The sequence below is a fragment of the Winogradskyella helgolandensis genome (assembly GCF_013404085.1).
Taxonomy (GTDB): domain Bacteria; phylum Bacteroidota; class Bacteroidia; order Flavobacteriales; family Flavobacteriaceae; genus Winogradskyella; species Winogradskyella helgolandensis.
The window spans coordinates 1,842,285-1,861,187 of sequence record NZ_JABFHO010000001.1; the positions used below are offsets into that span (position 1 = coordinate 1,842,285).

14 protein-coding genes are annotated in these 18,903 nt (G+C 34.1%); 5 read left to right on the forward strand and 9 right to left on the reverse strand.

Features of this window, described 5'->3' with window-relative positions; genetic code table 11:
- Nucleotides 1–17 precede the first annotated feature (17 nt).
- Both HM992_RS07445 and HM992_RS07450 read left to right on the forward strand, forming a co-directional pair.
- Nucleotides 18–1,076, forward strand: a complete 1,059-nt coding sequence (locus tag HM992_RS07445) for a sensor histidine kinase (protein WP_179319235.1) — start codon at nt 18–20, stop codon at nt 1,074–1,076.
- A complete protein-coding gene (locus tag HM992_RS07450; protein WP_179319236.1) occupies nt 1,073–1,801 on the forward strand; it encodes a LytR/AlgR family response regulator transcription factor in 729 nt (242 codons plus the stop codon). The genes HM992_RS07445 and HM992_RS07450 overlap by 4 nt, the downstream gene beginning before the upstream one ends.
- On the opposite strand, the gene HM992_RS07455 is transcribed toward HM992_RS07450, so the two are convergent.
- Nucleotides 1,798–7,911, reverse strand: a complete 6,114-nt coding sequence (locus HM992_RS07455) for an alpha-2-macroglobulin family protein (RefSeq protein ID WP_179319237.1) — start codon at nt 7,909–7,911, stop codon at nt 1,798–1,800. The two genes, HM992_RS07450 and HM992_RS07455, sit on opposite strands and share 4 nt — an antisense overlap.
- Nucleotides 7,912–8,122: 211 nt before the next feature.
- Between HM992_RS07455 and HM992_RS07460 the strand changes: the two genes are divergently transcribed.
- The 3 genes from HM992_RS07460 (at nt 8,123) to HM992_RS07470 (ending at nt 12,029) form a co-directional block, all read left to right on the forward strand.
- Complete coding sequence (locus tag HM992_RS07460) at nt 8,123–9,067, forward strand: tetratricopeptide repeat protein (protein WP_179319238.1); 945 nt, start codon at nt 8,123–8,125, stop codon at nt 9,065–9,067.
- A gap of 222 nt (nt 9,068–9,289) precedes the next feature.
- Nucleotides 9,290–10,642 (forward strand): UDP-N-acetylmuramate--L-alanine ligase, encoded by a 1,353-nt coding sequence (locus HM992_RS07465; protein ID WP_179319239.1) that lies wholly within the window; start codon nt 9,290–9,292, stop codon nt 10,640–10,642.
- A gap of 34 nt (nt 10,643–10,676) precedes the next feature.
- On the forward strand, nt 10,677–12,029 hold the full coding sequence (locus HM992_RS07470; RefSeq protein ID WP_179319240.1) for a TlpA family protein disulfide reductase: 1,353 nt from the start codon (nt 10,677–10,679) through the stop codon (nt 12,027–12,029).
- 146 nt (nt 12,030–12,175) lie between these two features.
- On the opposite strand, the gene HM992_RS07475 is transcribed toward HM992_RS07470, so the two are convergent.
- The 8 genes from HM992_RS07475 to HM992_RS07510 all read right to left on the reverse strand — a co-directional run bounded on the left by HM992_RS07475 (nt 12,176) and on the right by HM992_RS07510 (nt 18,860).
- Nucleotides 12,176–12,973 carry a haloacid dehalogenase type II gene (locus HM992_RS07475; protein WP_179319241.1) on the reverse strand — a complete coding sequence of 266 codons (798 nt, stop codon included), beginning with the start codon at nt 12,971–12,973 and terminating at the stop codon, nt 12,176–12,178.
- 52 nt (nt 12,974–13,025) lie between these two features.
- Nucleotides 13,026–13,682 carry a DsbA family oxidoreductase gene (locus tag HM992_RS07480; protein ID WP_179319242.1) on the reverse strand — a complete coding sequence of 219 codons (657 nt, stop codon included), beginning with the start codon at nt 13,680–13,682 and terminating at the stop codon, nt 13,026–13,028.
- A gap of 224 nt (nt 13,683–13,906) precedes the next feature.
- A complete protein-coding gene (locus tag HM992_RS07485) occupies nt 13,907–14,605 on the reverse strand; it encodes a peroxiredoxin-like family protein (RefSeq protein ID WP_179319243.1) in 699 nt (232 codons plus the stop codon).
- Between the two features lie 58 nt (nt 14,606–14,663).
- The gene (locus HM992_RS07490) at nt 14,664–15,062 is read right to left on the reverse strand and encodes a DoxX family protein (protein WP_179319244.1); all 399 of its coding nucleotides are present in this window, start codon (nt 15,060–15,062) and stop codon (nt 14,664–14,666) included.
- An 84-nt stretch (nt 15,063–15,146) separates the two neighbouring features.
- On the reverse strand, nt 15,147–15,710 hold the full coding sequence (locus HM992_RS07495; RefSeq protein WP_178984399.1) for a carboxymuconolactone decarboxylase family protein: 564 nt from the start codon (nt 15,708–15,710) through the stop codon (nt 15,147–15,149).
- Nucleotides 15,711–15,789: 79 nt separating this feature from the next.
- Nucleotides 15,790–16,353 (reverse strand): TetR/AcrR family transcriptional regulator, encoded by a 564-nt coding sequence (locus tag HM992_RS07500; protein ID WP_179319245.1) that lies wholly within the window; start codon nt 16,351–16,353, stop codon nt 15,790–15,792.
- Nucleotides 16,354–16,509: 156 nt separating this feature from the next.
- Nucleotides 16,510–16,812 (reverse strand): immunity 53 family protein, encoded by a 303-nt coding sequence (locus tag HM992_RS07505; RefSeq protein ID WP_179319246.1) that lies wholly within the window; start codon nt 16,810–16,812, stop codon nt 16,510–16,512.
- A 203-nt stretch (nt 16,813–17,015) separates the two neighbouring features.
- Nucleotides 17,016–18,860: a PLP-dependent aminotransferase family protein gene (locus HM992_RS07510; RefSeq protein WP_179319247.1), complete on the reverse strand. Its 1,845-nt coding sequence runs from the start codon at nt 18,858–18,860 to the stop codon at nt 17,016–17,018.
- Nucleotides 18,861–18,903: the final 43 nt, after the last annotated feature.

Here is an 18,903-nt window from a genome sequence, read left to right on the forward strand (position 1 = left end):
CTATTAAAAAAAATTAAATGAAGCTTATCCCGAGTTATAAATATTGGATCATCAACTTTTTTGGATGGATTCTATTCGCATTGTTTATGCTAACCATAGACAAGATTACCTATGGAGGTGGTGACTCGCCTAATAGAATGTATTATCTTTTATCTGAAGGTGTCCTATGTGGCATATTAGGTTTTACTCTGTCTTTTATTATTCTATATTTTATCGAAAATTATTTTAATATCGGTGATTATTCTAAACGTGATGTTTATAAACTAATAGCTGTAGTGGTGGTAACTCAGGTAATTTATCACAGTTTACTTTGGCCAATGTTAAATATTCCTGCCAATTATTTTTTGAATAAGAGTGTTGACCTAACCTTACTGCAAAAGTTAACTAATGTGCCTCATTTTTTAGCCTATTTTATAGTATGGTTGTTTGTGGTATTAACACTTAAATTAGTGTATTACATTAATACCATTAAAGTAAAACAATTGCAATTAGAAGCTAACTTAAAAGAGTCGCAGCTCAATACATTGAAAGGGCAAATCAATCCACATTTTATGTTCAATAGTTTAAACAATATTCGTGGTTTAATGCTGGAAGATGCTGATGTAGCAAGAAATATGTTGACCAATTTATCTGAAACGTTGCGTTATTCACTAACTAAAAGTGAGTTGAATTCTATTTCATTAGAAGATGAATTAGAAATGGTTGAAAACTATGTAGAAATTTCAAAAATTCAATTTGAGGACCGTCTTCAATTTGAAACAGAAATTGATCAGAAATCTTTGAATTTACAAATTCCACCAATGATTATTCAAATGCTAATTGAAAACTCATTAAAACATGGTATTTCAAATTTAAAAAGAGGAGGGAAAGTAAGTTTGTCAACACTTGTTACTAATAACCTATTACAAATTAAAGTTGCCAATTCAGGAACATTACAACAAAGTAAAAATTCGACGCAGTTAGGGGTGAAGAATATTAAGAAACGATTAGAATTACTTTACGGTCAAAATGCAACGTTTACTTTGATAGAAATTGAAAATGAGGTGGTGGCCACTATTAAAATACCTATCGTATGAAAACATTAAAGGCTGTAATTGTAGAAGATTCCCGTTTAGCTCGAAATGAGTTAAAAGAACTCTTAAAAGCACATAAGGAAATTGAACTTATCGGTGAGGCTGAAAATGTAGATGACGGTTTTGAGCTCATTACTAAAACACAACCTGACCTACTTTTTTTAGATATCAATATGCCTGAAAAAGATGGGTTTGAGCTCTTAGAAATGCTCGATGAGGTACCTATAACTATTTTTACAACGGCTTTTGATGAGTTTGCGATTAAGTCTTTTGAATACAATGCTTTTGACTATTTATTGAAACCCATAAGTCAAAAACGTTTTTCTAGTTCCATATCTAAAGTTCTTGAAAAAGAAAATGCTGTTCCCGTCATAAATGAAAAACAAGAAGGACTAAGCTTAGACAAGCAAATTTTTATAAAAGATGGAGAAAAATGCTGGTTGGTTAAAATTAAAGATATTTCATTGTTTGAAATTGTAGGCAACTATACAAGAGTCTTTTTTGATGCTAACAAACCTTTAATCTATAAATCACTCGCGCAAATTGAAGAAAAGTTACCTTCTGATGTGTTCTTTAGAGCCAACAGACAGCAGATTATAAATATAAATCATGTGAACAAAGTGGTGTCTTGGTTTAACGGAAAGCTAAAAATAGAAATGAATTCTGGAGAAGAAGTTGAAATCTCCAGAAGACAATCCTATATTTTTAAAGATCAATTGAGTTTTTAGTCCACTGTAATTCGTACACCTTCACTATGACTGCTAAATTCTGGTGCATACATCGATTGAATAGTACTAATGCCATTACTCATATCACCAGCATTATTAACACGTAAATCATATTCAAACACATAAACTCCTTTTGGTAAATAGTCCATAAAGAAATTGGTGGCAGCATCTTTCGTGCTTTCATAATAGCCTAAACCATCTTGCCATTTGTATTCAGACAGAACGTTTATAGGTTCCAAACCAGCGGCACGCATATCTTTAAGGTGCACAAATTCCATAGTTCGATCGGTTCTTAATTCAATTCTAACGCGTATTAAATCACCAACTTTTAATGTTGTATTTGAAGTGATTTCAGTGATTTCTTCCCCTTTGTCTGTATTCGATTTTAAGAATAGCTTTTTACTTAGTTTTAAAGGAGTTTCAGCTGAGGTTATTTTATCTAAATCCTCAAAGTATTGCCAATACAACGCACCCCAAGCAATGCCTTCTCCTTTCTTTGTAAGCGTTACATCGGCTTGTTCTGATGAGATTTCCGAACCACTCCATGAGGTTTTGTAATAACCCGTACCAGCCTCTACTTTTACGTTGTCTAATGTTGAAGGTGAAATCGTTTCGTTTCCAACTTTGACCTCTACCTGATCTGTAACGCTCAACCAATCGCTGCCTTGAAGCAGTAAAGCATATACAGCTTCTGTCGTCGCTTTAGTGGTTTTCCAGCGGTTGGTTTGCTTGTTTTTAAGTAACCAGATTTTGAGGTTGTCTATGTCTTTAAGATTCTTTTCTTCGCTTTGTATACTCGTACCAACTTCAGAAAATACTTCCACCATTAAGGCTTGAGTTTCAACTGGTGCTTGGTACCAATGCCACGAGTTGGTATTGGTTTTCCAATACATACCTAATTCTTCAGATGTGATGCTGTTTTCTTTTAAGGACTTTACAATTTTACCAGCTGTTTTTGCATCACCTGTTCTCTGCATAGTTAATGCCATTAAGCCTTTAGCATATAAGGAACGCGATAACCAATATTTCTGAATCTGACCTTGGTAATAATCCATTATGTTTTGAACCTCTTTTGAAGGTGTATTGTCAGGATAAAAACTTCTGGTATATAAATAGTGCAATTGCGTGTGTGATAAGTGATCTTTACTTAAATCGGCATCTTTGTTGTACTTTCTAATGTCTTTGTATTCTTGAATAAATTCAGCGTCCAAATAAGCGATAGCTTTTTTTATCATTACGTCTTCTACTGCGCTCGAAGAGACAGATAGCTGTTTTAAATGCCCAAAACCAGCAATAATATGTTGGGTAATAAATCGATTATCTCGACCACCATTAAACCAAGGCCAAGCACCAGAAGCGTGCTGATTAGTCTTTAGTTTACGGACAGCCGATTGCAATTCATTGGTCATTTTATTCAAGTCGAATAATAAGGCAATACGTTTTTTCTGCTCGGTTTCAGATTCTGCATCACGCAACCAAGGTGTTTCTTGAATTAGTAAGGATTTTAATTCTTGATTTTTCTCTAAGTTAGACAATAAAGCGTCAGTCGATTTCCATTGATTGAAAACGGCTTCAATTCTTGTATTCGATTTTACAATATGTTGTGCCAAAGCATTTGCATAATAACGTGAAAATGTTTGCTCGTTACAATCATAAGGATATTCCATTAAATAAGGTAAAGCTTGTACCGCATACCAAGCCGGATTAGACGTCATCTCTAAAGTTAACTTATGATTGGTAAGCGTTGTCGAGGTATTATCTTTCAACTTATCCAAGGTGAATGTTTTAGTTTCGTTAGAACGAATCCACATCGGAAGCGTTTCTGTTACTAGCATTCTATTGCGTAAAACAGGTAAAGCGTTTTGTTCACCATCGCTAAAGTCACCAGCTTTTGCAATGATTTTATATTGTACAGCTTGTAAATCTTGAGGGATTTTTAATTGCCATGAGACTTGTGTATTGCCTTTGGCATCAACTACAAAAGGAGAGGTGTTACTAGAATTTGAAAGTTCTGAATCAATGGACTTACCGGTTACAGCATCAGTTAATATCAACTGAGCCATTCCAGATAATTCTTTTTCTGTAAGATTAGCAATTTTAGTGCTAATGGTAATGTCATCGCCTTCCCTCAAAAAACGTGGTGCATTTGGTAGAACCATTAATTCTTTTTGCGTCACAGTTTCTAATCGGCTTATGGCACTTTCTAAAGTTTTTGTGTGCGCTAATAATTGCAATTTCCATTTGGTTAAGGCTTCGGGTGCATTAAAGTTAAAACTGACGTTGCCTTCCGCATCGGTTTGTAATTGTGGGAAGAAGAAGGCGGTTTCGTTGAGGTTTGTTCTTATTTGGATGTTACCTGTGTTTAAGTCTTCAGCTTTTGTGAAACGCCCTTGAGCATTGTTATATACAGAATCAGAATTTCTTGTATTCCATTTTTCATCATTTTCAATTTTTATTGCAGAACCCGTATAAGCTTCTTTGGTTTCTGTCCCATAACCAACAACGACAACTTCTTCTAACTCTGCAGAATCAGAAATCATCATGTCTGTTTCGGGAGCAGTGGTAAACATCGCTGTGCTTCTAAACTTTTTCTCTCTATAATTATGCCCAAAATAAAATCCAAACCAATTCAATTGATCATAGTTTTGAGTATAAAACCCTAAAACATTTTCAAAACGATTAATCAATCTAAAACTAGTCGTCCCAAAACTTTGTCTAGAGTTTTTATTGATATCTCCATAATAAAACGGGGTGTTTATCGGACTAAAATTCCAGTTATGCGCTCTAAACTCATCTAAAGATGCATCATACATACTAGCCAATAATTCCGCTGAGACTTTATCTCCTTTAGGCCCTTTTATTTTAAAACTCCAAGTTTCATCTTGTCCTGGCTGTAATTTGTCTCGGAAGGTGGTGGTTTCAATTTCTAAATCCGTCTTAGGATAAGGAACATTCACTGTAAAACTTTGAGATGTAAACGCATTGAAAGCGGCAAATGATGTATGAATTGCAAAACCACCTAAATCACTTGCTAAAACGGGAATTGTAATTGTTTTTTTAGAATTATTAAGCGCAACTAATTGCGTCATTATAATCTTGTTATCTTTTTCAATTTCAACAGTCACCGTTATGTTTTCTGCAGCAGAACCTAAAGTTAATTTTGCCATGGAATTAATGTCATAACTGTCTTTATCTAATTGCGCTTTATATAATTGGTTATCAGCAATGGTTTTATCGCTATCACTAAAAAGTGATGTAAAAATCTGGTCGGTTACTGTTTGTCCAAACTTATCTTTGCTTTCTGCAACAATAATGTACTGACCAGAATCCCATTTGTGAAGACGCTTTAGGATGATTGTTTTTTCTTTTTCAGTATCAAATTCGGTGCTAAAAACTTCGTCACCTTTTGTCCAATTGATTAGTTGACCTTCGTTATCATAGGCTTCATGTGGAAATAGATTTTTAAATTCATCTTTAGAAAGCATTTGGTGATCTGGTGCTTGCCAAGGTCTGGTTCTTAAAACGCGGTCTGGTGCCTTTAATTTATAGATTTTTAATTCTCCTTTAGCAGGTGCAAATTGCCCATTAAGGTTTAACGAAGCTAAACTGAATTCTATCTCTTTTTGTGTTTTATCAATAATCTGAGGAGCATCAATATGAAGTGTCAGGGCATGATAGCCTATATATACATTGGTCGATGTCGACCGTGTTTCTCCATTAATATCGGTAACGTCTGCTGTAATTTCATAATTAAAAACGGGAAGGTTGTCCTTTGATACACTGTCGTCTGGAAGCGCTTTAAACGTAATTTCAAATTCTCCTTTAGCATTGGTTTTAGTCTCTCCAAAGGTGATTTCTTGGGCTTCCATATTAAAATAGGGGCGTCTCCAATAAAACCAACTTGGAAAATTAATATGTCTTTTTACACGATATACCACTTTTGCATCTGTAATATTACTGCTAGCAAAAGCGATTGCCGTTCCGTTTACAGTTATGCTGTCGTTCACTTTATAGGTTTCTGTAACGGGTTGAAAATCGGATTTAAATTTTGGTCGCTTGTATTCTTCAACCGAAAAATTGGTATAACCATAAGTTTCAGAAAACATATCAATGTTGAAATTACCAGTTAAACCATCGTTTGGTAAGATAAATTCGCCATGTACAGAACCAAATTCATTAGTTACTAATGATAGTTCACTAATAACTTCACCATTAACATTTTTTAACCGCAGTTTAGCAACTGCATTCTCAGAAACGGTTGTTTTTCCGTCTTTAGATTTGGTGGCAATGCCTTTAAAATAGACAGTCTGTCCTGGTCTGTAAATGCTCCGATCTGTAAATAGAAAGTTTTTGTACCGGGTGTCTTTGTCTGTATTTTGGTTGTAAGTTTGGTAGATGTAATAGTCCCCAAAATACCCAATGTCGTTTTTAGAACTGATTTTTATTTCAACGTCATTGTAATAGGTTTTGTCTTTTTGAAACTCGAATTTTCCAAAACGATCGCTTGTATAAGTTCTAGTAAACTGTTTATTATTGTTATTGGAATAGGTTAATTCTACTTTGGCGTTTGTGATCGGTTGACCATGATGTCTGTTGATGACCTGATACATCTGCACATCATTTTCAAAACTTTCAATTAATGCCATATCTGTAACCTGAATGTGTGCTGTGGCAAAAACGTTATGTTCAGAATTGGTATTCGCTTTAATGATGTATAAGCCATTGGCTAAATTTGGTAATACAATTTCAGTGCTGTGATTCTGGTAATCGCCTTCGGTTTTTAATTCACTTGAAAATATTTCAACCGGATTCAGTTTTTTAAAAAATGCGGCTTTATGATCATCTCTATAAATACCATTAAAATGTTCTAATTGTTTTTGTGAAACTTTATAAAATTCAAAATTTAAGTTTTCTAAATTTTTATAAGTGACTAATATTTTTGAAGGAGAATTAATTCCAATAAATTCTTCAGTTTGAAGCTGTAAATTGGGCTTGTGAATTTGCCTAATTAAAACGTCACATTTTTGAGCTCCAATGCTATTTGGAAATCTAGAAATTGCAGCATTGCATATGGTTGTCGCTTCTTTTAATTTCCAGCGATTTATAGTGTTAAGCTCGTTATCGTTAAGTTTGCTGTTGAATGAATTACCTTGTTTTTCATACATCTTAGCAATTTCATGATCATATAAAGTAGATAAACTAGAAGCTTTTAATTTGTTTGATTTTGACTGTAATGTATTAATATGAAGATTATCTTTATCTGGATATGTGCCATGTTGTGCTACAAAATTTAAGCGTTCAATATCAATAGCTACAAAAGCTTTTGTAGCTAGGTCTGTGTGATGAAATTTCAATAAATTTTGATAGATCTTTAAAGCATTTCGCTGCAATGACAACGTGTCTTTTGATGTTAAGTCTATCGTGGTAAAAATGTCACTATCTGCAATTAAATCAGGATTCTCAATGGTAAATTTATAAGAGGGTTGTGTGATGCTGTTTTCGTCTGTCTTATAAAATTCTAAAGCATTATGACTTAGTAAGTCATACAATGTAGGACGAAAGTCTTTTGAGTTTTCTTGTTCTTTTAAAAGTATTGTATAGTTACTCAATGATTCTTGCTGCAGTAAAGAGCCATCTTCAAGAGAACGTTGATAATAGGTGTGAATTTCATTAAAAATAGTCTCTAAATCCCAAGTTCTAAAATCGTCACTTACTTTTTCTGAAGTCTTAGTTCGGTTATAAAATTGATAACGACTTTGTTGAAAATATTGCCAGTACATCGTTGCCAACATATTCTCTAAAAGGTGTTTGGTTACTAGGTCTGAAGAGGTTTTAATTTCAGTTTTAAATCGATTTACAATAGTGAGTTGTGCCTCTTCTTCAAGAATCAGTAAATACTTGCTAATATGTAATAAGGCTTTGATGCGTTGCTCTGTGTTTTTAGCTTTAGTCGCATTTTTGTAAATGGTTTCGACGACATCCGAAGCACTTTTTGTAAGGCCTTCGTTTTCGAGTTTGGTGACTTCTTTCCACTGGTCTTCAAAATCATTTTGAGCATTAGAAAAAGAAGCGAAGCAGATAATCATGAGTATAGAGATATAGTTTTTCATAGTTTTTGCCGCAAAAGCGATAATAGTTTGACGAATCTGTCTATCTCATTTAGATATAAACACATTCTGTTAGTTTTACCAAATTACATTCAAAATGTATTCCAAAAATGGCATAATGAGTAAACGACTCATTTCGATGAGTGAAGTTAACAATTTGTTGAGGAACCTGAGCGTTTAATAATTGTATTTTTGCCTAAAGCACCCACATTGTATGAATAGATTTTTGTTTATTTTGTTACTATCATCATTCTGTTTTTCTCAAACCTCAATAGATAATGCTGAAGCATTTATTGCTAAAAAGGAATTTGTGAAAGCACAATCCGAGATGACAGCATTTTTAAGGTCTAATCCCAATGATTTAAAAGCTATCGAACTTTTAGGTGATGCCTATGGACATCAGAAAAAATGGGATGAAGCTATAGAGCAATATCAGGTTTTAAAACAAAAACGACCACAAAACGCTAATTACCATTACAAATATGGTGGTGCTTTAGGAATGAAAGCGTTGAGTATTAGTAAAATTAGAGCACTTACCATTATTGGAGATGTAAAAGATTCATTTCATAAAGCAGCACAGTTAGATTCCAATCATATTGATGCACGTTGGGCTTTGGTAGAATTGTATGTGTCGCTTCCAGGTATTGTGGGTGGTAGTTTTTCTAAGGCTTTAAACTATGCCGAGCAATTAGAAGAATTATCTAAAGTAGATGGCTATTTAGCAAAAGGCTATGTTTACGAGTATGATGACGAACCAGAACTGGCTGAAAAGTATTACCGATTAGCAATAAAAATTGGAGGTTCTGTAACCTGCTACGATAAGTTAACGGAATTTTACGAAGGACAAGAACAGCCCGAAAAAGCGATAGGAAATATTGAAGAAGCTAAGGATAAACACCAGCGTAATGCGATGCATTATCAGATAGGTAAAGTTTGTGCCGATTATAATATTCAGTTAGATAAAGGCGAAGCCATGTTGAAAGTTTACATAGAGAATCATTCTGCTCAAGATGGGGTTCCCAAAGAATGGGCATATTATCGTTTGGCGCAAATTTATAGGCATCGGAATAATTCTAAAGAAGCGTTAGTTTGGATTGATAAGGCGATTGCAGGATTGCCAGATATTGATGTGTTTCATGAATTTAAAGCGACGCTATAGATTAATTTCTGTTCTCGATACATTTCTTCATTTTCCATTGCACTATAAATAAACAAACACTCGAACTGACGTAGATGATTTGATTTATAAATAATGTTTTTGATTAGTATTTGCGTCAGTTTGAGTGGTTTTTTCTTTTAAAAATCGTATCGAGAACCTTGTTTATAAATTCTCGTTTTAAAAAACTTATAGTATTTTTACGTTACTTATTTTTCGGATACAATGAACGTACATTTTATAGCAATTGGTGGTGCCGCAATGCACAATTTAGCCTTAGCACTTCACAATAAAGGATATAAAGTCACAGGAAGTGATGATACCATTTTTGAACCTTCTAAATCGAGACTAGATGCTAAAGGGGTGTTGCCTGAGGCTTTTGGTTGGTATCCTGAAAAGATTACTTCAGATTTAGACGCTATCGTTTTAGGAATGCATGCCAAAGCTGATAATCCAGAATTGCTAAAAGCCCAAGAACTCGATTTAAAAATCTACAGTTATCCTGAATTCTTATACGAACAAGCCAAAAACAAAACGCGTGTGGTTATTGGCGGAAGCCACGGTAAAACGACGATTACATCAATGATTTTACATGTGATGCATTATCACGATCGTGATGTTGATTATATGGTTGGAGCACAATTAGAAGGTTTTGATGTGATGGTAAAACTCACCGAAGAGAATGATTTTATGGTGTTAGAAGGTGATGAATATTTGAGTTCACCAATTGATTTGCGACCAAAATTTCATTTGTACAAACCTAATATCGCCTTGTTAAGTGGCATTGCTTGGGATCATATTAATGTGTTTCCTACCTATGAAAATTATGTAGAACAGTTTAGCATTTTTGTAGATTCTATAGTTAGAGGAGGAAGTATTAATTATAACGAAGAAGATCCGGAAGTAAAGCGTGTAGTGGAAGCTTCCGAAAATCAAATTCGAAAAATAGCCTATAAAACTCCAGAATACACCGTTGAAGATGGTGAAACATTATTAGAAACTCCAGAAGGGCCAATGCCAATTGAAGTCTTTGGTGCGCACAACTTAAATAATTTAGCTGGTGCCAAATGGATTTGCCAACATATGGGCATTGATGAAGATGATTTCTACGAAGCCATTTCAACCTTTAAAGGAGCCAGCAAACGTTTAGAGAAAATTGCTGAATCTAAAAGTAGTGTAGCTTATAAAGATTTTGCACATTCACCTAGTAAAGTAGAAGCGACGACAAAAGCGGTTAAAGAACAATATAGTGATAGGACATTAGTCGCGTGTTTAGAATTACATACCTACAGTAGCTTAAATGCCGAATTCCTTAAAGAGTATAAAGGTGCTTTAGATGCTGCAGATGTTGCTGTTGTGTTTTATTCTCCACATGCTGTTGAAATTAAGAAGTTAGAGGAAGTTACAGAAGCACAAATTGCTAATGCTTTTGAGCGCGATGATTTAATTATCTATACCAATCCAGAAGATTTTAAAAACTTCTTGTTCTCTCAGAAGTTTGATAACAAGTCGTTATTATTAATGAGTTCTGGGAATTATGGTGGTTTGGATTTTGATGAGGTGAAAGCACTTTTTTAGATAAAACAAATACGGTTTATTATAATACTTAAATATGAACAAGAGTATCATTACATTTTTCACGTTAATTATTAGCATATCTCTCTTTGCTAAATCTGGAAAAATTGTTCTTATCGGACAAATAGAAAATCACTTAGGAACTACCATAATGATTACGCATCTTAACAATAGAGAACTGGTCTCTGCAGAACTTGATGCTGATGGGAAATTTGAAATGTACACTAAATTAGAGAGCGGTTTTTACTTTCTTAAGTACGGTCGTAACACAGCTTACATTTATCTTTATCCAAAGGATAAACTCAATTTAGTTTTTGATGCTAAAAATTTTGAAACTTCGATGGTTTTTGAAGGGCAAGGTTCAGAGCGAAATAATTATCTAGTCAAAAAATCAATAGTAGATGCTGAGCTCACTGAGGATTTAGAAGCCTTTTATAAGGTAGATGAAGCTACTTATCTTAAAAATATTGACGATGTTAAAATGACTCATCTAGCCTTATTATCTAAGTATAATGTAGAGCCCTTTTTTACAAGCGCAGAAACAAAGTCCTTAGAGTATGAGCGTCTTCTGAGTATACAGAATTTTAAGACGAGTTATAAATTTTATTTAGGTGATGATATTTCGCCTTCAGATGATTTTTACAAACCTTTAGAAGTCATAGACGAAACTGATGTAAGTGATTATAAGGCGCAGCCTTATTTTCGTTATTTGGTAAATTCGGCTTGGAATAAACGTATTGAAGCCGCTTCAGATGTAGATGGTATGCTCAAAGTTTTTCGTAAAATACCTTCTCAAGATTTGGCTATTACGCTATTAAATGGTTTTTATTCTAAAATATCTTCTAATAAAGAGCGCTCAAAAGATTATTTAGATCTTATTAAACGATTGACAACACATCAACCTTTCATTGATGCTGCCGAAAAACAATACCAAGAAGTAACTAATTCTAAAGGTCTTAATGAAGGTGATGATTCTCCTACATTTAGTTATGAAAGTGTGGATGGCAAAACAATTAGCCTAAGTGATTTAAAAGGAAAATATGTCTATATTGATATTTGGGCAACTTGGTGTGGGCCTTGTATTAAACAGGTGCCTTATCTTAAACATTTAGAAGAGCGTTATCACGATAGAAACATTGTTTTTGTAAGTATATCTGTCGATAAGGAAAATGTTAAAGAAAAGTGGAAACAAATGATAGTGGACAAGGAACTTGGCGGAGTTCAGCTTTTTGCAGATAAGTCATTTGATAGTGATTTTATGAATGCTTATGCTGTCAATTCTATTCCACGTTTTATTTTAATTAATCCTGAAGGTAAGATTGTAAATCTAGAAGCTCCAAGACCTTCTTTTGATAAAACCAAAGTTCTGTTAGATGAGTTATTGAAATGATTTGTTGGTTATTATTCTTACTACGGAATAGTGAACGTTTTGAATGAGTGCTTGTAATTACAAAGCTTAAGATTTTAAAGCAACAAAGGAGCTTTATTGAAGCTCCTTTGTCATTTAGTAAAACATTTTCTTTTTCAATTCATGCTTTATTTATAAGTCACCAAAATATCAGCCACTTTTTGTAAATCCGATTCTACAATTTCTGTTTTTGGTGCTAATGGAAATAACTGTTGACCAGGTCTGCTGATAAACGCAGCTCTCCAACCAGCCCAAACGGCTCCGGCAACATCCCAACCATGTGCTGCGATTAGCATACATTCTTCAGGTTTTATGCCCATTTTACGTGCTGCCCAAGTGTAGGCATCTGTAAATGGTTTAAATTTCCCTATATCTTCTACACTTAAACGTTCATCAAAATAGTCGGTTAAACCGGCACTTTCAAATTGCTTTTTTACACCTGCATTAGATGAATTTGTGAAGGACACTAATTTATAACCGTCTGCTTTTAGTTGTGTTAAGGCTGCTTTTACATCTGGATGCGCTGGTAATCCTCTTAAAGAATTTACGATGACGTTTCGAGCTTCTTTTTCAGAAATTGAAATGTCATTATTTGCGGCCACCATTTGTAATGCTGCTGCACCAATATTACCAAAGTGTTCGTATTGTCCACTTGCTGTAGTTACTAATGAATACTGTAACATTGTAGTAAACCAAAGCGATAATAAATCTTCTCTACCATTTAGAGCCTCACCAACTTGCTTTTTCATTTGTGTGAGGTCTAAAAGCGTTTCGTTAACATCAAAAAATAATACTTTAGGTCGTGTTGTGTTTGTCATAATAGTGTTGTTTTCTTGTGTGTTTCCTAATACTAAATTTGGCATCAACATTCCTGTTGTTCCCATTAAACCTAGATTTTTAATAAAATTCCTTCTTTTGTTTTTCATTATTAAGCTTTAGAGTGGTTATAAAATAAGTGGTGTGTTGCTGATTGCGGAATTATAGTGCTGGCTGTTCAGTAATTAATTCAGAAAGCACTTGTTTAAAGGTGTCTACAGGTTGTGCTCCTGTGACAGCACTTTTGCGATTAAACACAATCGTTGGCACAGAATTCACTCCCAATTCTTTCCAATAATTCTGTTTATTTCTGATGTCTAAACGTGCTTCTTCATTGTCTAATTTAGCTAAAGCGTCGTCTGCATTTAAGCCCACTTCTATAAGCGCTTCTTTTAAAACGGCTTTTTTAGAGACGTCCTTACGGTCACTAAAAAAGGCTTTTGTTAATGCCATTTTTAGTTCCGTTTGCTTTCCAAAATCTTTAGCATATTCTAATAATACGTGTGCATCAAAAGTATTCACCATGCGCATCTCATCAAAATAGTCGAATTTAAAACCCAGTTCGTTACCAGCATCAGCCATATGTTGTTGCGAGGCTCTCTGTTGATCTAATGTAGAGCCGTATTTTTCAGTAATGTGTTCTATCACATTCTGACCTTCGGCTGGCATATTTGGGTTGAGCTCAAACGGTTGCCATTCTATATCGATTTGATCTTCTATTCCTAAGTCGGAAATCGCTTTTTCTAAACGTTTGTAACCAATGGTACACCAAGGGCACACCACATCTGATACGATATCTATTTTTAATTTCTCTTTCATATTAAAATTGTATTAATTTGAAGTTCTAACTTTTCACTACTTTAATTTTTTACAACAGCGGTAAAAGTTGCCGTGTGAGGACCAAATGGATATTGAAACGTAGCATCGTCAATAAGCGTACTGGTGATGGTTTAAATAGTCATCTTTTGTTTTCTAATATGTTTCCTCACACTAACTCTGTATCAGTACCTATTGTACGCATTTAGCCTAGAATTCTACTTTTGTTAATTATTATTATTATTATTATTATTATTGGATTTTAGCTCAGATAAAGTATTTAGTATAGCTGTCGGTTCTGCTCTTTCTCTGTAATCAGCATCTAAAAAAGCATATTGAATGATTCCATCTTTATCAATAACATATGTTGCAGCTAATGGTAATTCATTGCTAGTGTCACCATTTTTTTCGTTCAGACCAAAACCAGCGTTATAGATAGAAGCCACTTCATTTGTTAAGGTGAAAACAACTCCGTATGATTTTGCAACGCTATTTCCTATATCACTTAAGACGCTAAATTCTAAATTATTTTTTTCTTTAGTATTCAAAGCATTATCTGGCAACTCAGGAGTTAAGGCAAGGAGTGTTGCGCCTAAATTTTTAAATTCAGGTAATTTCTCTTGCAAATAATGCAAGGTGATATTACAATAAGGACACCAACCACCTCTATACCATGTTAAGACAACAGGTCCATTTTCTAATTCATCATATAACGAAACTGGCTTGTTTACAGCGTTATTTAATGTGAAATTTGGAGCTTTGTGACCAACATTTAAAGCTTTATCTAATATGCCAGAATCGACGACGCTTTTAATACCATCAGCATAAGTTTGATTTTTTTCTTTCGTGAATTTAGCGATACCTGCTTGACGTTGTGCGTCTAACATTGTCTTTAATTCACCTTTGTTCTTTTGTAATGTGCTCATGTTTTATCGTTTGTGTTAAGTCATTAAAAAAAACAGCCTTTTTATTGTGTTTTAATATCTAGTTAGATTGCTGCTTTGTAGATAATGTTTTAAGTTTAAATATTGATAGTATAGAAAGTAGTAGAGCTATTATAACAAGCATCATAGCAGGTTTTGGTCTTGCAAAGAATTCCATTATTAAGCCACCAATCATTGTTGCTAATAATAAAAAGTAGGCAATTTTTCCAAGGTTAATATTTTTCTTTATGATAAATAAGAGGATCAATATTGCAATAAAAAGTTCTACGATACCTGTAAATACTCTAAATACATTTGGGTCTAATGGTACTAAAGATTTAAATTGTTCAAATCCTTGTACGCTTTTTTCTGCACCTAATAATTTTGGTATTGCAAAGAATACCATAAGTGCTGCAGCTACTATATTGCTTGCTGTTTGTAAAATTTTAGTTTTTTTCATCGTAATAATTTTGATGATAATAAACCTCCCGAATTAACGGAAGGTTTATAGCTATCAATCAACCTGTGGTTTGGTTTATAGGGATTATTTAACCACATTCTCTTTAGACCATTCAAACTTTTGGAATGGCGCGTCAACAGGCGTATGTGCAATATGGTTGACATAGTTACTTATTGTTTTTTGAGATAAGCCTAAGATGATTTCTAAGACTTGCGCTTCACCATAGCCAGCAGCATAAAATGCATCAAGATCATCTTGTGTTACATTACCACGATTTCTAACAATAGTTAATGTCATAGTACGCAACGCTTCCAATTTTGAGCTTTCTAACGGTGTTTCATTACGTAATGCCTCTGTAATTGCATCATCAACATTCATCATTTTTGCGATGCCTGTATGTGCAGGTACGCAATAATGACACGCGTGTTCTACGTTGATAGTTTGCCATACCACTGTTAATTCGTCTTCGTTAAATGACGAGTCAACAAATAATTGATGTAAAGTTTGGTACGCCTCTAATATTTTTGGTGCTCCAGCTAAAACTCCATGTAATCCAGGTATCATACCAAATGATTTTTGAGAGTTTTCTAATAAGGCTTTACTACCTTCTGGTGCGCTTTCAATATTGTGAACTTTTAAAGTTGTCATAATTTTTCTTTTTTAGTGTATTAATTTATATGTTAATTATTTCTAAACGCTCGTTTAGATATTGTGTAAAAAAATAGGGTTATAAATTTTTGAAGGTCATTTCAATATAATCTTCAATTTCTTCTGTTGTATTAACGCGAGCAGCAGCAGCTAGGCCATGCTTTGCTAATAGTAAATAATTAGCTTGTTTCATTATGGTTGCTTTATCTTTTGAAGGATCCATTTTGAGCTTCTCAATAATGATGGATTTCAAATTATCCATAAAAGAGTCCATTTGTTCTTTAATGAGTTGGTCTTCATGGTCAGAAAACTCATTATAGGTGTTTGTTACAAAACAGCCTTTTTGGTTACCTAATTTAAAGTTGGAGCTTATAGAATCGTAAAAAAACTGTTTAATGTCTTCAACTCCATTCGTGCCGTTTTTAAATTTTAATAATGTCGCACTTACTTTTAATTTGTATTGCTTTAAACTTTCAAGGAACAAACCATGCTTATTACCAAAACTAGAATATATCGAAAACTTATTAATGCCCATTTCTTTTTCGAGCATTTGCATTGATGTCGCTTCATAACCATTTTTCCAAAAAAGGTTCATAGCTTTTTCTACGACGTCATCTTCGTTATATTGCTTTTTTCTTGCCATTATTTCTAACTACAGGACAAAACTAAACAATCGTTTAGTAATGAGAAAATATTTAACGTTTTATTAGAACTTGAGAACCTTATTTTAAAGGATTATCTTATTGGTAAAGTTTGGATGTCAGCTAAATTTAGAGTGTTGTAGCGTTCGTTTTATGTATTACTCATTCTCAATTTTGTCAATCATTTCTCTGAATAGATTTAAGAGAAACGTTAATTTGCCAGCGTCACCAGCAGCTCTAAACCGTTGGTTTTGAATTTTCACACCATACCAATCTTGTTTTCCGTTTTCGTTAAGAATCCATTTGATATCGAGATTAGCAATAGATGTTTTTGAAATATCAATTTCAACGTCCCAACCTAACGGACTGTCGATAGTGGTAATTTGAATGGCATCACCTTTTTCCCATTCGCCATCGGCATTCTCTGCAAGCCAATCTTGTATCCATTCTAAAATTTCCATTGTGTTATAAGGTATTGAATTTGATTATTTGTTATTACGTCAGTTCGATATTACGTCCGTCAGTTCGAGTGATTTTTCTTTTTAGAAAAACCGTATCGAGAACCTTTTGATTATGAATGGTTCTCGATACATTTATTTATTCGTCGTTGCACTTTGAATAACTAAACACGCGAAATGAGGTGCTAGGGAAGGTTTGGTGATTCCTAAATCTCAGAAACAAATTCCAAAAACACCGCTTTATGCTTTTCCAAATCTAAATCTGGCGATAAGGACACACGTGCAATATAATCTTTATCTCCTTCTTTGGTGGTGCCTTGCGTTGAGGTTGCAGGAATCGTCCAATAACAGCCTTTTAATTGGCCGTAACTCACGCAGTACTTGCTTTCATTAGGGATTTCGGTAATCATTAAATTAATTAATCTATGATTTAAAGCACGTTTATACGTTTCTTTTTCTTCAGGTGTGTTTCCTTTTGTTGGAAGATCTAATGAAAACACCGAAGGTGTAAACCCTTGTGCTGCCAATTCTTCGGATACAAAATTGATTTTCGCTTCTGGTAAGGTATCATGAATAAAACTCACAAACTCACGTGTATTTTTATACGCCTCCGCAATACGCTGATTCATGGATGGCAATTGCTTGGCCAAAATCTCATATTGAAGCGCAGTCGCCTCATTATCGCAAAGCGTTAGATGTAATGCAATTTTATCCATTAAAGCATCTACTTTTGCATTTCCTACAATATAACCCGCTGTACATTTTCCTCCACTCGGGAATTTAGAACCACTAGCATAAGAAATGGTACGCATGGTAGATAATATTTCACCTTCTCCTAAAAAGTGCACATTAGGACAAAAGGTTTGGTCTAATATAAACACAGGATCTATCGCGATGTCTCCAGAAGCTGTTTTGCGTTTTTCGCTCAAAGCTTCTTTTAATTTTTGTAAATCCGGAACTTCAACACGTGGATTGGTTGGGATTTCAGCAATAATATACGGAATCGCGTCCTCGTGCGCAATTTTATCTAAAACGGTATGGATACTTTGCACCATATCATTATCACCATCTACAGGTAAATCTACCACTTCCACATTCTCTAAACAAGCCGCCACACGTCTGGCTTGGTCATTGGTACCTCCATAACAATTTGGAGGTACCACAAATTTAATCGCTTTGCCATTATGGTGTTCTAAGGCATAGTCCACTAAGCCCATCATAATAGCATACTGAACCGATAATCCGCTAGAACCCACTAAAGGCTGAGACGTTGTGCCATTAATCTCCTTAATAGAGTTTAAAACGCTTGCTTTATTGGCTTCAAAATGATGGTCTAAATTGGTAATCGGAGTATGTGCTGTTAATGCTTTTAAAGCGACTAAACAATTCGATGGTGTCATCGCAATAGTTTCACGTCGTCTCACATGCTGAATATCTGAAATATAATGATCGTTGTGACTGCCATTAACGATAAGTACACTCCCAAGGTGTCCATGAAGATTGATATAAAAATCAATATTTACATTGTCCTCAAGATGTGAAATATCCTCCTGCTGTGAGATAAAAACAGTACTGCCTTTAAACTCTAAAATAGCATCTGCACTATCTACTTTTATGACATCGAAATGATAACCATAGACCTCCTTGATGATTTCAGCATCGAAAAATTCTGGAAGGTCTCCTGTATATACAATTTGGGTCTTTTTGTTTTCTAATAAATTTGTTCTTAAAATAGACAACACAGGCACCGTTTGTGACGAAAAACTAATCACGTTGTCTGCTTTAATGTCGTTTAAATTCGCAATTCCCCATTCAAGAATACAAGATAACGGATGCCCTAAACGAATATAATCGTAAGCGGTTGGTAATTCGCTTAATGCTGAAGGTTCTGAATTATTGTTTTTATATAGGTTCTCAAATGCATCTAAAAACTGTGTTTTAGCTAACTTTTCGTTGTAAATATCTAAACGATGCGTGGTTAGGTTTAACCAGTCTGTTGGCATATCCTTTAGAACGTCTTTTATATAATTTAGGGTTTTATGGTCTTGCATGATTCTCAATTTTCAAATAGATTTACAAAGGTATATTAATTAG

Bases quoted from the DNA above. Each gene is read 5' to 3' on its own strand.
- HM992_RS07510 (WP_179319247.1), bottom strand. From the start codon at position 18,860: ATGCAAGACCATAAAACCCTAAATTATATAAAAGACGTTCTAAAGGAT.
- HM992_RS07455 (WP_179319237.1), bottom strand. From the start codon at position 7,911: ATGAAAAACTATATCTCTATACTCATGATTATCTGCTTCGCTTCTTTT.
- HM992_RS07505 (WP_179319246.1), bottom strand. From the start codon at position 16,812: ATGGAAATTTTAGAATGGATACAAGATTGGCTTGCAGAGAATGCCGAT.
- HM992_RS07470 (WP_179319240.1), top strand. From the start codon at position 10,677: ATGAACAAGAGTATCATTACATTTTTCACGTTAATTATTAGCATATCT.
- HM992_RS07475 (WP_179319241.1), bottom strand. From the start codon at position 12,973: ATGAAAAACAAAAGAAGGAATTTTATTAAAAATCTAGGTTTAATGGGA.
- HM992_RS07495 (WP_178984399.1), bottom strand. From the start codon at position 15,710: ATGACAACTTTAAAAGTTCACAATATTGAAAGCGCACCAGAAGGTAGT.
- HM992_RS07485 (WP_179319243.1), bottom strand. From the start codon at position 14,605: ATGAGCACATTACAAAAGAACAAAGGTGAATTAAAGACAATGTTAGAC.
- HM992_RS07450 (WP_179319236.1), top strand. From the start codon at position 1,073: ATGAAAACATTAAAGGCTGTAATTGTAGAAGATTCCCGTTTAGCTCGA.
- HM992_RS07465 (WP_179319239.1), top strand. From the start codon at position 9,290: ATGAACGTACATTTTATAGCAATTGGTGGTGCCGCAATGCACAATTTA.
- HM992_RS07500 (WP_179319245.1), bottom strand. From the start codon at position 16,353: ATGGCAAGAAAAAAGCAATATAACGAAGATGACGTCGTAGAAAAAGCT.
- HM992_RS07480 (WP_179319242.1), bottom strand. From the start codon at position 13,682: ATGAAAGAGAAATTAAAAATAGATATCGTATCAGATGTGGTGTGCCCT.
- HM992_RS07460 (WP_179319238.1), top strand. From the start codon at position 8,123: ATGAATAGATTTTTGTTTATTTTGTTACTATCATCATTCTGTTTTTCT.
- HM992_RS07490 (WP_179319244.1), bottom strand. From the start codon at position 15,062: ATGAAAAAAACTAAAATTTTACAAACAGCAAGCAATATAGTAGCTGCA.
- HM992_RS07445 (WP_179319235.1), top strand. From the start codon at position 18: ATGAAGCTTATCCCGAGTTATAAATATTGGATCATCAACTTTTTTGGA.